Annotated in this window: 16 protein-coding genes; 4 read left to right on the top strand and 12 right to left on the bottom strand. The window is 28.5% G+C overall.

What is annotated here, in order from left to right:
* Positions 1-52: 52 nt before the first annotated feature.
* From SAM46_RS02120 to SAM46_RS02160, 9 genes are read right to left on the bottom strand one after another with little or no spacing between them, the layout of a single operon-like run.
* Complete coding sequence (locus SAM46_RS02120) at positions 53-478, bottom strand: F0F1 ATP synthase subunit delta/epsilon (RefSeq protein ID WP_078746832.1); 426 nt, start codon at positions 476-478, stop codon at positions 53-55.
* Positions 478-1962 carry a F0F1 ATP synthase subunit beta gene (gene atpD, locus SAM46_RS02125; protein WP_078746833.1) on the bottom strand — a complete coding sequence of 495 codons (1485 nt, stop codon included), beginning with the start codon at positions 1960-1962 and terminating at the stop codon, positions 478-480. The genes SAM46_RS02120 and atpD overlap by 1 nt, the downstream gene beginning before the upstream one ends.
* Before the next feature lie 17 nt (positions 1963-1979).
* The gene (gene atpG / locus SAM46_RS02130) at positions 1980-2840 is read right to left on the bottom strand and encodes an ATP synthase F1 subunit gamma (RefSeq protein ID WP_078746834.1); all 861 of its coding nucleotides are present in this window, start codon (positions 2838-2840) and stop codon (positions 1980-1982) included.
* A gap of 2 nt (positions 2841-2842) precedes the next feature.
* Entirely contained in the window at positions 2843-4429 is a 1587-nt protein-coding gene (gene atpA, locus SAM46_RS02135; RefSeq protein ID WP_078746835.1) for a F0F1 ATP synthase subunit alpha, read from the bottom strand.
* A gap of 3 nt (positions 4430-4432) precedes the next feature.
* Positions 4433-4987, bottom strand: coding sequence for an ATP synthase F1 subunit delta (gene atpH, locus SAM46_RS02140; protein WP_078746836.1), 555 nt, complete (start codon positions 4985-4987; stop codon positions 4433-4435).
* Between the two features lie 4 nt (positions 4988-4991).
* On the bottom strand, positions 4992-5579 hold the full coding sequence (gene atpF / locus SAM46_RS02145; RefSeq protein WP_143826100.1) for a F0F1 ATP synthase subunit B: 588 nt from the start codon (positions 5577-5579) through the stop codon (positions 4992-4994).
* A gap of 8 nt (positions 5580-5587) precedes the next feature.
* Complete coding sequence (atpE, locus tag SAM46_RS02150; protein ID WP_078746838.1) at positions 5588-5899, bottom strand: ATP synthase F0 subunit C; 312 nt, start codon at positions 5897-5899, stop codon at positions 5588-5590.
* Between the two features lie 12 nt (positions 5900-5911).
* Positions 5912-6691 (bottom strand): F0F1 ATP synthase subunit A, encoded by a 780-nt coding sequence (locus SAM46_RS02155; RefSeq protein WP_078746839.1) that lies wholly within the window; start codon positions 6689-6691, stop codon positions 5912-5914.
* A gap of 17 nt (positions 6692-6708) precedes the next feature.
* Positions 6709-7170 (bottom strand): hypothetical protein, encoded by a 462-nt coding sequence (locus SAM46_RS02160; protein WP_078746840.1) that lies wholly within the window; start codon positions 7168-7170, stop codon positions 6709-6711.
* A gap of 442 nt (positions 7171-7612) precedes the next feature.
* Here SAM46_RS02160 and SAM46_RS02165 point away from each other — a divergent pair, with 442 nt between their 5' ends.
* Entirely contained in the window at positions 7613-7984 is a 372-nt protein-coding gene (locus tag SAM46_RS02165) for a hypothetical protein (protein ID WP_143826101.1), read from the top strand.
* Between the two features lie 291 nt (positions 7985-8275).
* On the opposite strand, the gene SAM46_RS02170 is transcribed toward SAM46_RS02165, so the two are convergent.
* A complete protein-coding gene (locus SAM46_RS02170) occupies positions 8276-8464 on the bottom strand; it encodes a hypothetical protein (protein WP_078746842.1) in 189 nt (62 codons plus the stop codon).
* A 501-nt stretch (positions 8465-8965) separates the two neighbouring features.
* Positions 8966-9277: a hypothetical protein gene (locus tag SAM46_RS02175; RefSeq protein ID WP_143826102.1), complete on the bottom strand. Its 312-nt coding sequence runs from the start codon at positions 9275-9277 to the stop codon at positions 8966-8968.
* Between the two features lie 166 nt (positions 9278-9443).
* On the opposite strand from SAM46_RS02175, the gene SAM46_RS02180 reads away from it, so the two are divergent.
* Positions 9444-11918, top strand: coding sequence for a UU173 family protein (locus tag SAM46_RS02180; protein ID WP_078746843.1), 2475 nt, complete (start codon positions 9444-9446; stop codon positions 11916-11918).
* A gap of 375 nt (positions 11919-12293) precedes the next feature.
* On the opposite strand, the gene gap is transcribed toward SAM46_RS02180, so the two are convergent.
* Positions 12294-13292, bottom strand: coding sequence for a type I glyceraldehyde-3-phosphate dehydrogenase (gene gap / locus SAM46_RS02185; protein ID WP_078746844.1), 999 nt, complete (start codon positions 13290-13292; stop codon positions 12294-12296).
* 453 nt (positions 13293-13745) lie between these two features.
* Between gap and mnmG the strand changes: the two genes are divergently transcribed.
* A complete protein-coding gene (gene mnmG / locus SAM46_RS02190; RefSeq protein WP_078746845.1) occupies positions 13746-15581 on the top strand; it encodes a tRNA uridine-5-carboxymethylaminomethyl(34) synthesis enzyme MnmG in 1836 nt (611 codons plus the stop codon).
* The gene (locus SAM46_RS02195; protein ID WP_078746846.1) at positions 15581-16015 is read left to right on the top strand and encodes a 23S rRNA (pseudouridine(1915)-N(3))-methyltransferase RlmH; all 435 of its coding nucleotides are present in this window, start codon (positions 15581-15583) and stop codon (positions 16013-16015) included. Before mnmG ends, SAM46_RS02195 begins: the two co-directional genes overlap by 1 nt.
* Positions 16016-16038: the final 23 nt, after the last annotated feature.

Consider the following 16038-nt stretch of genomic DNA (forward strand, 5'->3'; position numbering starts at 1 on the left):
TAGTATGCAAGTTACTAGAGGCATAATAAAAGCAGTCTTGCGACCGCTATTATTATTTATTAAAATTATTGTATGCATCAATTTTGAGAAGAGCTTTCTTAAGCTTGGTTTCAAGTTTTAATTTTAAAACTGAATTATTATGCACAGCTTCTTCTAAACGACGTAAGAAATCATCTCTATCGCGTAAAGCTCTTTGAATATCAATATTTTTTACATTGATAATATCATCAGTAATAATATTGATTTTATTGGCATCAGCATAAACAAGGCCACCACCGATATAACAAGTCATTGTATCAGGTTTTCCACTTCATCCAATAGTTAGATTTCCAATTTCAATGTTTGAAAATAATGGAGTTCTACCTGCTTGTAATCCGATGTAACCTGAAGCAGTTTTTAGTGTAACTATGTTTACATTACCTTCGTAAAAGATTCCACTAGGTATTGTAATTGTTAAATGAACATTATTGTCGCTCATTAATTAGCTTCCACTGTATCTTCTACTGCTTCTGCTTGAGCTTCATCAGCATCTACTTGTTCTTCTTCTTGTTTACTTAAAGCAGATTCTTTATGAAGCTTTTTGTATCTTTCGATAACATCATCTATGCTTCCCGCATATCTAAAGATATCTTCAGGGTATTCATCAAGTTCTCCTGATAAAATAAGTTTAAAACTTCTTATATTTTCACTTAAAGGAACATATGTACCTTTAATACCTGAGAATTTTTCAGCAACTGTAAATGGTTGTGATAAGAAGTTTCTAATTCTTCTTGCACGGGCAACAATTTTCTTATCTTCTTCAGATAATTCACCCATACCAAGAATAGCAATAATATCTTGAAGTTCTTTAAATCTTTGTAAGATAACAACAACATCTTGTGCAACGTTATAGTGTTCTTGACCAACGATTAATGGGTCAAGTAATCTTGAAGATGAGTTAAGTGGGTCAATAGCAGGATAAATTCCAAGTGAAGCAATTGACCGATCAAGAACTGTTTTAGCATCAAGGTGAGTGAATGTTGTAGCAGGAGCTGGATCAGTTAAGTCGTCAGCAGGAACATAAACTGCTTGAACTGAAGTAATTGATCCTCTACGTGTAGAAGTAATTCTTTCTTGTAAAGCACCCATTTCTGTTGCTAATGTTGGTTGATATCCAACAGCAGAAGGCATACGTCCTAAAAGGGCGGAAACCTCAGATCCAGCTTGTGTAAATCTAAAAATGTTATCAATGAATAAAAGCACATCTTGATTTTGTTTATCACGGAAGTATTCTGCCATTGTTAGTCCAGTTAAAGCTACCCGCATACGAGCCCCAGGAGGTTCGTTCATTTGACCGAATACTAGTGCTGTTTTATCTAAAACACCAGCTGCTTTCATTTCATGGTAAAGGTCATTACCTTCACGCGTTCTTTCTCCAACTCCAGCAAAAACTGAAAGTCCGTTATGTTGTGTAGCAATATTGTTAATAAGCTCTTGAACAAGAACTGTTTTACCAACTCCGGCTCCACCAAATAGACCGATTTTTCCACCTTTTGCATAAGGAATTAATAAGTCGATAACTTTAATTCCTGTTTCTAGAATTTCTGAAGAAGTTTTTTGTTCTTCATATGATGGAGATGGTGCATGAATAGGAGCTTTTTCAACTTTTTTAGGGAATGGTTTATTATCAATAACATCACCTAAAACGTCAAACATTCTTCCTAAAACTTCGTTTCCAACAGGTACTTCAATTGGAGCTCCTGTATCTAAAACTTTCATCCCTCTTTGTAATCCATTAGTTGAAACCATAGAAATTGTTCTAGCGGTATCATCACCAATGTGTTGAGCAACCTCAAATGTGAATTTTTGCCCATCGTGTTCCAATGTTAAAGCATTAAGTAAGTGAGGTAATTTACCTTCGTCGAATCTAACGTCGACAACAGGCCCTAGAATTTGTACTATTGTACCTTCGTTTTTAACCATAATTATCCTCCTTTTTATTATGTAGCATCTGCTCCAGCTACGATCTCATTGATTTCTTGAGTAATATTGCTTTGACGTTTACGGTTGAACTGTAACATCAAGTCTTTTACTAAGTCATCTGCATTTTTTGTTGCATTTTCCATAGCATTTCTACGAGAAGCCATTTCAGAAATTTTAGAACTTGTACCTAGTCCAAAAATCATACTTCCTAAATAAAGAGGTATTGAGTTTTTTAGAACAACTTCAGAGTTAGGTTCAAATTCAATTGTGGCACTTAATTCTGGTTTTGAATCCTTCATTTCAGGGATATCAAATGGGAATAATTTTAATACCACAGCTTCTTGTAAAATATTGTTAATAAATTCTGTGTAATAGAAATATACTTTTGAAATTTTCTTATCTAAATAAAGTTCTAAAGCTTTTCTAGAAATAAGTGATCCGATTTCATATGAAACTTTTTCACCAATTTCAGTGTATTTAGCAATAATTTGTTCGCCAGCCCCAATTGAGCTTATCATTGAATAACCTTTTAATCCAATAACAATAATTTTGTCTTGCTTTCTTAATTTGGTCTTAAGCAATTTAATTATGTTGTGGTTATATGACCCACATAGCCCTAGGTCACTAGTCATTACAATATGGAGGTGACAATCTACATCTTTATTTTCAGGGAAGATATTAAAGAAATCTCTTGGCTCAACATGGGCCATAAGTTCTGTAAAAGTATCTTGTAATAAGTTTAAATAAGCATCAACACTAGCAAATTCAGTTCTAATTTTTCTTAATTTAGCTGTAGAAACTAATTGCATTGCGTTGGTAATTTTTCTTGTATTTCTAACTACTGAGATTCTATTTTTTAAACTATTTAAATTAGCCATTTTTAATTAGTTGTTTCTTCGTTTAAGTATTTTGATGGAAATGCTTTGTACATTTTTGGATCATAGTTAGGGATACCTGCAATAATATTTTTAACTATCTTAACTAATGCTTGTTCAATGGCTTTAAAGTTTTCATCATTAATAACTCCATTGTTTGCAACATCGGCATAAATTCTGATTCCTTCAGAATCATTTTTTAGGAATGATAATACATTATCACGGTATTCGTGAATGTATTGTGCAGGAAGTGGGTTAATAATTCTTTCTTTAACCCCTACTAAAATAATAGCTTGTGCTGGTTGTGAAATAGCAAAGTATTGTTCTTGTTTTAACAATTCGTATACTTTAGCACCGTGATCTAGAATTGTTTTAGTTGAATCATCAAGATCTGATCCAAATTGAGCAAATGCTTGCATTTCATTGTATTGAGCAAGTTCAAGTTTTAATGAACCAACAACTTGCTTCATAGCTTTAATTTGTGCAGCTGAACCAACACGAGAAACTGAGAATCCAATATCAACAGCAGGTCTTTGTCCTGAGTTAAATAATGATTCCTTCGTAAAGATTTGTCCATCTGTAATAGAGATAACATTTGTAGGAATATAAGCAGAAATATCCCCTTGTTGAGTTTCGATAATAGGTAGAGCGGTAATTGATCCTCCACCATTCTCCTTGTTTAATCTAGCTGCACGCTCAAGTAATTGAGAGTGTAGATAGAAAACATCCCCAGGATAAGCTTCACGTCCAGGTGGTCTACGTAATAATAGTGAAAGTGTTCTATATGCGATAGCATGTTTAGATAAGTCATCATACACTATTAATACGTCCTCACCACGTGACATTCAGTATTCAGCAATAGTTGCTCCTGTATATGGAGCAATGTATTGTTGAGGTGCAAGTTCGCTAGCTCCAGCAACAACAATAGTTGTATATGATAAAGCACCGAACTCATTTAATTTGTTAACGATTTGTGCAACTGTTGAATTCTTTTGACCAATAGCTACATAAACACACTTAACATTTTTATCTTTTTGGTTGATAATTGTGTCAATTGCAATAGCAGTTTTACCAGTTTGTCTATCACCGATGATTAATTCACGTTGACCTTTACCAATAGGAATCATAGTATCGATTGCAATAATTCCTGTTGCAAGTGGTTGATTAACTTCTTCACGGGTCATAACACCGGGAGCAACTTTAAAGATTTCGCTAGTTACTGTATTAGTAATTTGACCTTTACCATCAATTGGTTGACCTAGCGCATTAACAACACGTCCTAATAAAGCATCACCAACATTTACCGAGATAACTTGTCCAGTTCTTTTAACTGTGTATCCTTCTGATACAGAGTTAGCATCACCGAATAAAGCAACCCCAACTGTTTCTTCTTCAAGGTTTAAAGCAAGACCATAAACTCCGTTTTGGAATTCAACAATCTCACTGTTTTTAACTTTGTTTAACCCTGAAACAACAGCGATACCATCACCAATTGAGATAACTTGACCAATTTCTGATCTATCTGATGTTTTACCGATATTTTCAATACGGTCTTTAATAATTGCAGATATGTCATCTAATCTAATAGCCATTTATTACACCTCCTTTTCTTTTTCTGTTCTAATAATTTCGTTTTTGATTTTATTTAAATCATGAAGTAAATTCATTTCTAAAACTTCTGTTTTAGAAACTATTTTTATTCCACTAATTAAGTTAGGAACAACTTCGTTTTTTAGTACAACAGTTCTACGTGTAACACTTTGAACTTTTTGTCTAATTGCATCAAGTTGTTGTTCACTAAGTGGAAAAGCAGATTGGACGATAGCGAACCGAATTTTTAATTCGTTGTTAGACAATTTTAAGTATTCAACAATGATTTTAACAATGTAAGAAGTCATTCTTCTTTGAACTATGACTTTTAATAAATTTTGAATAATAATGTCAAAATTTTTAAAAGCAAGATCGATTGTTTTAAATCTTTCTTCTTCAGGAATTAAATCGTTTCCTAAATAGGAAGCAAATTCAGGATGTTGAACAAATAAAGCTTTTACATCCTCGAATTGAGATTGTACTTGCTTAAATTTATCTTGTTCTTTAACTAAGTCGTAAATCGCAACAGCATAAGCTGAAACATTTCTTTTTACATACATTTAATTAAAGTTCCTCAGGGGTTTTATTTGAATTTAAAAATTGATCAATAATTTCGGTTTGCGTTTCAGGAGTAATTTCTCTCTTTAAAATCTTTTCTGCTAAGTCTGTGGCAACTGTCACAATATATTGTTTGGCATTTGAATCAAATTGACGTTTTTGTGAAGCAATATCTTGAGACGTTTCTTCTAATAAACGTTTTGATTCAGCCTTTGCTTTCTCAGTATATGAGCGTGATACTTCACTAGCTTTTATTTTTGCTTTAGTTATTATAATATCAGCTTGCTTATGTGCATCTTGAAGTTTATCATTCGCTTCAAGTTTAGCTTTTTGACTTAATTCTTTCTCTTTGATAGAATCATCAATATTGCCTTGAACAAAGTCTGCTCTTTTCTTCATCATCTTTTTAACTGGTTTGTATAACAATCAAGTTAAAATTGCGAAAACAATAGCAAAGGCAAGTATTGTTGCTATCATCATTGGGACACTTGGAACTAAATTAGAGAATTTGTCAGTAATCCCATCTTTTGCAGAAGTTGGAGCATCAATTGCTTTGCCTACTTCATAAGCAACATTTGTAAGTAAATATGTCATTAGATTTATTATTTAGTGAATAGTAATAATAAAGCAATAATGAAAGCATAAATACTAGCAGTTTCAGCGATACCAGCACCGATAATTAACATTAAACGGATTTTTGATTCAGCTTCAGGGTTTCTTCCAACAGCTTCAGCAGCTTTACCAGCTGCAAAACCTTGACCGATACCTGTTCCAATAACACCAACAGCAGCTAAACCTGCCCCTATTGCAGCTAATCCATTTATAGATATGCTACCACTGTTAGCGGCTTGTGTTACTTGTTCAGTAGCTGATGATGCTGTATTTTCTAATAATTTAACAATTGGTTCAATCATTTTATTCTCCTTCTAATATATAGCTTGAGCTGAAGTTCATTCCTCAGCTTTTTGAATAAGTTTTTTCTTGTCTGTCTTATTACTTAAATCAGTTGATTTTTCAGGTGTAGAAGCTTCTACTACTCAGTAAACAGTTGTAAGTAACGTGAATATATAAGCTTGCAGCGTTGATCCAAATATATCGAAATAGAAGTGTAATACCGGAGATATTACCATTGCAAGGAAATATCATTCATGATTATTTGCTCCTATTCCAGGGATTTTGGTTCAGAAATAACCAAATAATGAGTAGACTAAGAAAATAACTGTAGTTCCACCTATAACATTCCCATAAATACGGAAACTTAAGGAAACAAGAGGCGAAACTTTTCCAGGTAAATCTAATGGATTTAAGAAAGATTTTAAGTATTTAGTTCTTTGATAAATAGCTCCAACAATGAAAATTCCAAGTCAACTTGCTATTGCAAGAGTAAATGGAACTGAATATGAAGTAACAATCGGTTCTAATCCAAATACGGCAGTTAAGTTACCAATTAAAATAAAGGTAGCTAATGTGAAAATATATAGTCTTGATTTTTGAACTTTATCTCCACCTGTTGTATCCTCAAATGTATTATCAATCATTCCGACATAGGCTTCAGCTATTTGAGCTATACCTTTAGGAGCTTCATTTTCTTTAACTTTGCTGACTTTGATATAAACCACGATACTTATTATTAAAATAACAAGAACAGTTACCAATAATGAAAGTAGCTGAGGTTGATTTCAAGCCATAAAGTCGAATTTTTTCATAACAAGCCTCCTTCCTTTTATTTTTTCAAGTTTTTATTCATTACTCAATTAGTGAGTAAAATAGCAAAAAAACTTGTTAATATACCACCACAAAACGCGAATATATTAATAGGTTTATTAAATACTTGCAATGTAGTGAAAGGTTTGCTAGTCTTTAGATGTTCCAAATATGAATAGTTGATTTGATACATAAGAAAAAGTATTAAAGCAACCATTCCTAAATATAATGTTGTTTTCAAAATAAATATTGCATACAATTTAAATTTTTTGTTTCTTAAAAACAGGTAAGAAACAATTCAATTTACTTTAAAAAAGAAATACATTAATAGAGCACCTAATGCATATCCAAAAACTAATCCAAAATTAACAGGAATTAAACACAACATTATCAAAATTAATAATAAAAAAATTGCGATAAAGAAAATATCATATAGTTGTGTAAACTTTTGATTTTTGATTAATTTTCTTATGAATTGCATATTTCTATTTTAATACTTTTTTGCATTAGCATATATATTTTTTATCTTTTACTATTAAGATAAAATATTTATCTTAATAGAACAAAAAAGCTTATTTTAAGGGTAATTAATTCATTATTAAGGAATTCTTCATTTTTAATAAAAAAATCACCATTTAAATTGGTGATTAATATTTAAAAATAAAATCTTTTCTCCATGTTGTAATTGGCTTTATTTTTAATAAATAATGAAATGAATATTTAGCCTTTTCATATGGTAAAACTAACTAATTGTAAGTATTTCTAGCTCTATGTGACTCAATATTAAAATATATTATTTGTTTATTTTACTAAGAATATTTTTGTAATAAGTAGAGTTAGAAAAGTCATTGGAAATTTCTATATTTCAATCATATGTAACATCAAATATATTTTTGACATCTCTATTATATCAATACCATAATATGTTCTTATTAGACTGATCATTGCTTGCTAAATTGTCTAAAGATAAATCTTTTTTACTTTTAAATTGATTATCAATAAAATCAAATTCACCACTGATTATTCAATGATATAAATTAGAATCAAAGTTAAAAGTATTTAGAAAAACTTTTATTTCTCCATCCTTTCTAATGAATAGAACAATAAATTCAAAAGTTTTAACAGGGTTTAGAACATCAATTGTTAAGTTTGATTTTCATTTATTAAATGTTGAAGAAAATGAATCAATAATTTTATTTATATATGTTTGCTTTGTAGATTGTTCTTTTAAGCTTAAAACTCTTAATGCCTGTTCTTTAAATAATGGAGTGAAATTTTGTTTCTATCATTCATAATCATTCTGTGGCTTAAATTCTTTCAGTTTATTAAATTCACTTCTATTGAATTTTTCAGGAAGATAATTAATAATTAAATTATTTGCTTGTCCAAATGCAATATTTAATTGTGGTTTTGCACCATTATAAACATTTAAAGGAATTTTAATTTTGTAGAAATCAATTATTTCATTTTCATTTTGCTCAACAAAATTCTTAAAACTTTGTTCATTGGTAAAAGCATGATACCATTCATTCTTTTCAACAAAATAAACGAAGTCATTATTTGTATATTTTTGACTAAAATATTCATTACCGTGTCTTTATGCTTGATTTAGTATCAGTATTATTTAATAATTCATCTAAAGTATAATCATTTTTACCATTGTAATTTACTTTTGAAATTTCAATATTATTTATAGCATTCGTTTTATTAGATAATGAGTCTTCATATTTTAATGGAACTAAATATTTTTCTTGTTGTAATATTCCGTTTAGCAAATTATTATTAGAATTGTAAAACGGATTAAAACCGATATTTTGGTAATCTTTAAATATTGTTTTGTAATGGTTATTTTCAGCTTCTCAGAATTTTTTATATAGAATTACTTTTCGTTCTTTTTCTTTTTTAAATCAAAGTACTCTAAATATAATGAAATTAAATTGTCAAGTTGTAGCTCGGGGTAATTTTGTAAATAGAATTGCTTTTTATATTTTGATATTGGCTCATAATGATTATTAGCTAATTCTATTAAATATTTATCGCTATATTTAGATAAATCTAATAATCACTTATTGTTTGTTTCTGTGACGAAGTAAATTGTTCTTCTGAAACAGTATGATATCTGCTAACTGTAGGTACATTTGTGTATATAACTTCTTTTGTAGTTTATCTATTGTTGCTACATGTAAAGTTAACGATTTAGGATCTATAAAATCGTATTTATTAAGCTTCTCAATTGCGTTATTAACTATATTTATATTGGCTCAATTTGAACTCTTTTAGTCAATATTATTTGATTCCAAAAAAGTATTTTTTACCTTAATATCATCGATAATCGGCTTAAGCAATTTTAATTTATCATATAAAAGTTCATAGTTACTATTTAATAATTCGCTAATAAATTCATCCAGTTTCTTTACATTATATAAATTTGAAACATTATTGCTGATTTTTGCATTGATTCCTAATGGTGATAGTTTTTGATTTAAATCAAAAAATTTATTATTCTTATCATTTTTATCTTTACTGCATAATATATTCCTACAGCTGATGATGATACAATAATAGGAATTCCAATAATTAAGGTTCATTTAAGTAATTTTGATTTCATATTATTCATTCAGTTTCTATTTTAGTTATTAAATACCCGTCATATTTTATTTCTTGTTTCTAAAAAAATATAAGTTTTATATCTATAATTATTATATCTTTTTTAAAATGAAAATTTTAGAACACTATACAGAACAGGAGTAAAACATGGACAAAAAAGAACCCATTATCATTAGATGAAATACATTTAAAAAGGTGTTTTATAACAATCCTGCAATGATATTTAATACTAATGATATACAAGATAGAATCATCCAAACCGAATACAAAAAATACTGAGGATATAGTCCTGAAGACCATCAAGCTATATTTAATGAAACTAAAGAAGTAGAGGAAGATGAAAATCCATACGAAGAAGTCGAAGTGGACGAAATTGATGAAGCAGATGTTTTCTTCAGTATAAATAATGGTCAAGTTGAAGCTAATGTCTCTCAAGAAATTGATTTTGAATCATTATCTGAATCATATATTAATATTAAGCTTGATTCATATGTTAAATACAAGCAAGATGCAATTAATTGGTATATAAAAAAATACAACATCGATATAGATAAAATTGGATTTATTAGAGCTACAGATAAATTAGAAAATAAATTAAATGCTACAGATTTAATGATACAAGATAGCAATATAGATTTAATCATTGATCCAAGTTGATCATATCGAGTTGTTTCTAACGGAAATACTTACGAATTTATTTCTGATGGATTACTATATGATAAAAAATTAAATAAAATGGTCACTTTAAGTTATGTTAGTAAAGTAAAAAATACTGAGTTTTATCATTTTTGATATTTACAAAAAATATTGAAAAGAAACAGAGTTTCTTTAAATGATTGCTCTACCATTATTATTGAACCTTCCAGTGCTGTTTTAAAAACTGTTGAAAAAAATAAAATCGATTTTTATGAATCGTATTCTGCTCATACATTAAAAAGTATATCTAAGTCAAAAGCGACAAAGATTCCGGATTATGTTAAAGATTTAGAATATATCCTTAAAAGAGCAGGCGATTCTACTTTAATAGCTTATAGTGGTTATTATGATAAAAATAACATGTTTTCATTTGTAAAAACTGCTAAATCAGGTTTAATAATTCAACAAGGTATTAATATAGATAAAAAAGAGCTTCCTAATGAAGATGATGAAGAAAGAACTGATATTTCTGTTCCGTTTAATATTTATAAAAATCCTTACACTAGTGTTTTACAAACTAAATTACCTTTAAAATTCAAAGGAAAAGGTGATATTGATATTAGACAATTAAAACTATTTGAATTTTATGTTGAAGTAATGATTAAATCTTATGAACAATTTAATAACATAGATTCATTAAATTATAATGCTATTAGATATTTTTATGCAGTAAATGATAATCAAGACGAATCTAAAGTTCAACAATGAATACAAAATGGTTTTGTTCCAATTACAGATGATTTTTTAATATCATTCCCTGATTATTTTGCTACTTTAGATAAAGCTGTAATATTAAATTATTTATTAGGTAATAAATATGATTATTATTCTGGTAATGCTTTTAGAGATGAAGAAAGAAAATCATTAGAAAAAATGGCAAACAAAATAGCTCGAATTAAAAATAATAAAAACTTCTTTAATATTAATGCTTTAAATATCATTAAAGATATCCATAAGAAAAATGCGCGTATTTGTTGATATGATTACGAAGGATTTATGGCACTATATCCAATCATTGATAATGTTCCTTCATATAACCAAGTGATTAATCAAGTTTCTATAATTCTTACTCAAAATGGTAAAGAATTACATAAAGAAAATATTGTTATTGATACTATGGATCTTAAACTAATAGATATAGTCAAAATGATTAAAGCTATATACTGTGATAAAGCTGATGGATATGTTGTTTATAATAAAAACTATGAAAATACACGTAATAATGAAGTATTAAATTTAGTTGCTAAAAAACTTGCTTCTACTAGTTTGGATAGTGAAACTCTAGAGTTTAGAAAAGAATTTAATAAATTATTCCCTAATGGCCTAGGTGAATTTAGAATGATTATTCATCATATAAATGGAAATACCATTGATTTAGCTGATTGTTTTAAGAAATATAGTTCAACTAATCTACCCTGCGATTTTACAAGTAATGGATTTGATGAATATATCTTCTTTGAAAATGATGAAACAAATCATAGAATAAATGTTTTAGAAAATGTTTCTTATGAAGAATTCCAAACCTTTACATCCTTTAATACTCATATGATTTATATTGATTATTTGATGTATTATTTCTCAATTAAAAAGATAGAAAAATATATTACACATCTAGGATTACAATTAAAAACTTTAATTACTCCTTATAAAGATTTAGAAATCCAAAAAGGTACTATGGCAATGGAAAAAGCTATGCAAAGACATTCAGGAATCATAGGGAAAAACTTATGAAATAATATAACAGTACCTGCTTTAAAAAAATACTGCGAAAATGATGTTAAAGCTATGATAATGGTTTATGAGCTTATTATGTATATAGCTAGATTAAAATTCAAATCTGAATTAGATCAATATGAATATAATGTTGAACTAGATGATTTTGAATATTATGTACAAGATAATAAATTACAAATTAGAGAAAAATAATTTCTATATATTTGAAAATAAAAATTTGGTATTCCGTAAGGAAAACCATTTTTTATTATCTCATTTGTCGATTTCTATGTATGTAATTTTCTGTGTAATTATTTTAGTAAATATCAATATTTAAGGGTTAAAAGTTATTTCAACCTATGATTCTTGGAAACTATTTCCGATTTTTTGAATGTAACCAGTTTTTAAATGCAGGACTATTATATTGAGTTTTTTTATATTTAAATCTTTATAACAATACATAGATTTTTAACTCAATATATCAATATAATGATTATTATCTGCCTTATCAATTTACTTACTAAGCTTTAGACTAAAATAAAAGTCAGCAACTAAGCTGACTAATTATTATTTATGAATAAGTAAATATTATAATTTTGCAAAGTGTTCAACAGTTCTAACAAGTTGTGAAACATATGACATTTCATTGTCATATCATGAGAATAATTTGTACATTACACCATCTTCTGTTTCTTTAACTGATGTCATTAATGAGTCAAAGATTGATCCGTGGTGTTGTCCAATAATATCTGATGATACAAGTGGTAATGTTGAGTATTCAAGTGTTTCGTTTGCAGCTTTTCTCATTGCTTCATTAATTTCTTCAACTGTTGGTTGTTTATCTAATGTAACTGTTAAGTCTACTAATGAACCTGTAATTGTAGGAACTCTAACTGCAACACCATCTAATTTACCTGCTGCTTCTGGCACTACAAGTCCAATAGCTTTAGCTGCACCTGTAGATGTAGGTACCATGTTTTGAGCAGCTGCTCTAGCTCTTCTTAAGTCTTTGTGAGGAGCATCTTGTAGTCTTTGGTCAGCTGTATATGAGTGAATTGTTGTCATGTATCCTGATTTAAGTCCAAAGTTGTCTACAAGTACTTTAACAACTGGTGCTAAACAGTTTGTTGTACATGATGCTGCTGAAATTAATTTATCTTCTGAAGTTAATAAATCGTGGTTAACATTGTAAACGATTGTTTTAACATCTTTGTCTGATGGTGCTGAAACAACAACTTTTTTAGCTCCTGCTTTTAAGTGTTTTTCTGCACCTTCACGTTTTGTAAAGAATCCTGTTGATTCAACAACTAAATCAATTCCCATTTCTGCTCATGGTAAGTTTTCAGGATCTCTTTCTGAAAGAACTTTAATTTCTTTTCCGTTTACAACGATAGCTCCATCTTTAACTTCAACTGATACTGGTAATTGGTGGTAAGCTGTATCATATTTTAATAAGTGAGCTAATGTTGCTGGATCTGTTAAATCGTTAACAGCAACAACTTCGATATCTGTTGATTTTGTTTCAAGTAATCTACGTAGGAATAATCTTCCGATTCTTCCGAACCCGTTAATTGCTACTTTTTTCATAATCTTCCTTTCAAATATAGTTTACAAACTATATAAATTAATATTTATAATGTTTGTAATATTATAATAGTTTTTTGAAACTATATAATGTTTTTTTCAATTCTTTTACAATAAATTAATTATTATAAAAAATATAAAAAGTTAAAAAATGCATTAATTTTATATATAAATATTACTTTTTATATAATTTGAACTTTTATAACCTTTATATATAATGATTAAATTTAATAGATTTATTACAATGCATTTTAATTACTAAAATCATTAAAAATTATTATTTAATTTCTAGCATTTAAATTTGTTATTAAGTAAAAAAATCTAATTATTTTACTTAGCTTAAGAAGTTAAATTTCTTAACCACTATATTTTAGAACTAAAAGCTCTGTTTTTAGAATAATTACCATCATATATAAAAATTAGTGTTTTTTCTAAAAATAGTAAAATATAAAAACTATGAATAATACAGTTTTAAATAGTAAATATGATGCAATTGTTATAGGTGGAGGGCATGCTGGTGTTGAAGCCACTTTTGCTTTAGCAAATATGGGACATAAAGTGGCTTTAATTAGTTTTGATTTATCTCGTATTGCAATGATGCCTTGCAACCCTTCGATCGGAGGACCTGCAAAAGGTATTATTACACGTGAAATTGATGCTTTGGGTGGTGTACAAGGATATTTTTCTGATCTAGCAATGATTCAAATTAAAATGCTAAACGAATCTAAAGGCCCAGCAGTTAGAGCAATGAGAGCTCAAATTGATAAGGAAAAATATTCTCGTATCATTCTTGAAGCATTACAAAATCATCCAAATGTAACACTAATTGAAGGTGTAGCAGAAAATATTATTGTTGAAAATAATTCATTTAAAGCAATTAAACTAGAAACTGGTGATGTTTTATATGCTAAAGAATTAGTTATTACTACTGGTACATACATGAACTCTCGTATTTTACGTGGTGATGAAATAACTATTTCAGGTCCTGATAATCAAAAAACTACTCCGAAATTATCACAATCACTTGCGAAATTAGGATTTGAATTACAAAGATTAAAAACTGGAACACCAGCTAGAGTTTATGCTGATTCAATTGATTTTTCAAAAGTTGAAAAAGAAAATCTTGAAGATACTTATTTAGCATTCTCATCTCGTTCAAATATTAAATTAGATAAACAAATTTCTTGTTATTTGACTTATACAAATGCAGAAACTCATAAAATAATCAATGAAAACATCAATAGATCAGCTATGTATTCAGGTCTAATTGAAGGAATTGGTCCTAGATATTGTCCAAGTATCGAAGATAAAGTAGTGCGTTTTGCAGATAAACCAAGACATCAAATTTTCTTTGAACCAGAAACTGCAGATGGATCAATCATTTATGTTAATGGTATGTCAACATCTATGCCTGTTGAAGTTCAAGATAAAATGCTTAGAACAATTCCAGGGCTTGAAAACTGTAAAGTTCAAAAATGAGGATATGCCATTGAATATGATGCCTTAAATCCTTTACAAATATCTCCTTCATTAGAATCAAAAGTTGTTGAAAACATTTTTACAGCTGGGCAAATTAACGGAACAAGTGGGTATGAAGAAGCTGCTGCTCAAGGATTAATTGCTGGTATAAATGCTGGATTAAAAATTCAAGGTAAACAGCCACTTATTTTAAAAAGACATGATGCTTATATTGGTGTTTTAATTGATGATTTAGTTACAAAAGGAACTAAAGAACCATATCGTATGTTAACAAGTAGAGCTGAATATAGATTGCTACTTAGAAATGATAATCCTGATTTAAGATTATCTAAATACGGAAATGAAGTCGGTTTAGTTTCTGATGAACAATATCAAAAAGTTATTAACAAATACCAAAGTATTGAAGATAAAATTAAAGAATTATCAAATAGTTATTTATCTTCAAAAAGCGAATTAGCTAAACGTTTAGGTATTGAAAATGGAGTTTCGCTACTTAGAGTACTAGCCAGACCAGATGTTGAGGCTAGTGAAGTAGTTGGTGATTATGAATTCAAAAATGAATTAACTATTGCTGTTAGATTAGATGGTTATATTAAGAAACAACAAACTGAAGCTGATAAAATGAATCGTTTAGAAAACTTCAAAATACCACAAGATATTAATTATGAAGAGGTTGCTAATATTGCTACTGAAGCAAAACAAAAACTTTCTCAAATTAGACCATTAACAATCGGCCAAGCATCAAGAATTAGTGGAATTAATCCAGCTGATATTCAAATGTTAATGTTTCACATTGAAACAAGAAAGAAATAATGAAATTAAACATAATTTGTGTGGGTTCATTATCAAAAGAATTCAAAGTTCTTTATGATGATTATGCTAAGAAAATTAATTACTTTTGTAAACTAAATGTAATTGAAATCAAAGAACAAAAGATTGAAAACATTGAACTTAAAAAACAAAAAGAAACTGAATTAATACTAGAAAAAATACCTAAAAATTCAAAAGTATTTTATCTATCACTAAGAGGCAAACAATATTCTAGTGAACAATTTGGCGGATTATTTCTTGATATTGATAATGTTACATTTGTTATTGGCGGCTCTAATGGTGTAATTGAATCATATTTTCCTAATCAAATTAATTTTTCAAAAATGACATTTCCGCATCAATTATTTAGAGTAATGTTTGTTGAACAAATCTATCGTGCTTTTACAATTCGAAATAATATTACATATCATAAGTAGAATCTAAGTATTCTGCTTTTTTA

Origin of the sequence: Mycoplasmopsis verecunda (assembly GCF_033546915.1) — a bacterium.
GTDB classification, from domain to species: Bacteria; Bacillota_I; Bacilli_A; order Mycoplasmatales; family Metamycoplasmataceae; genus Mycoplasmopsis; species Mycoplasmopsis verecunda.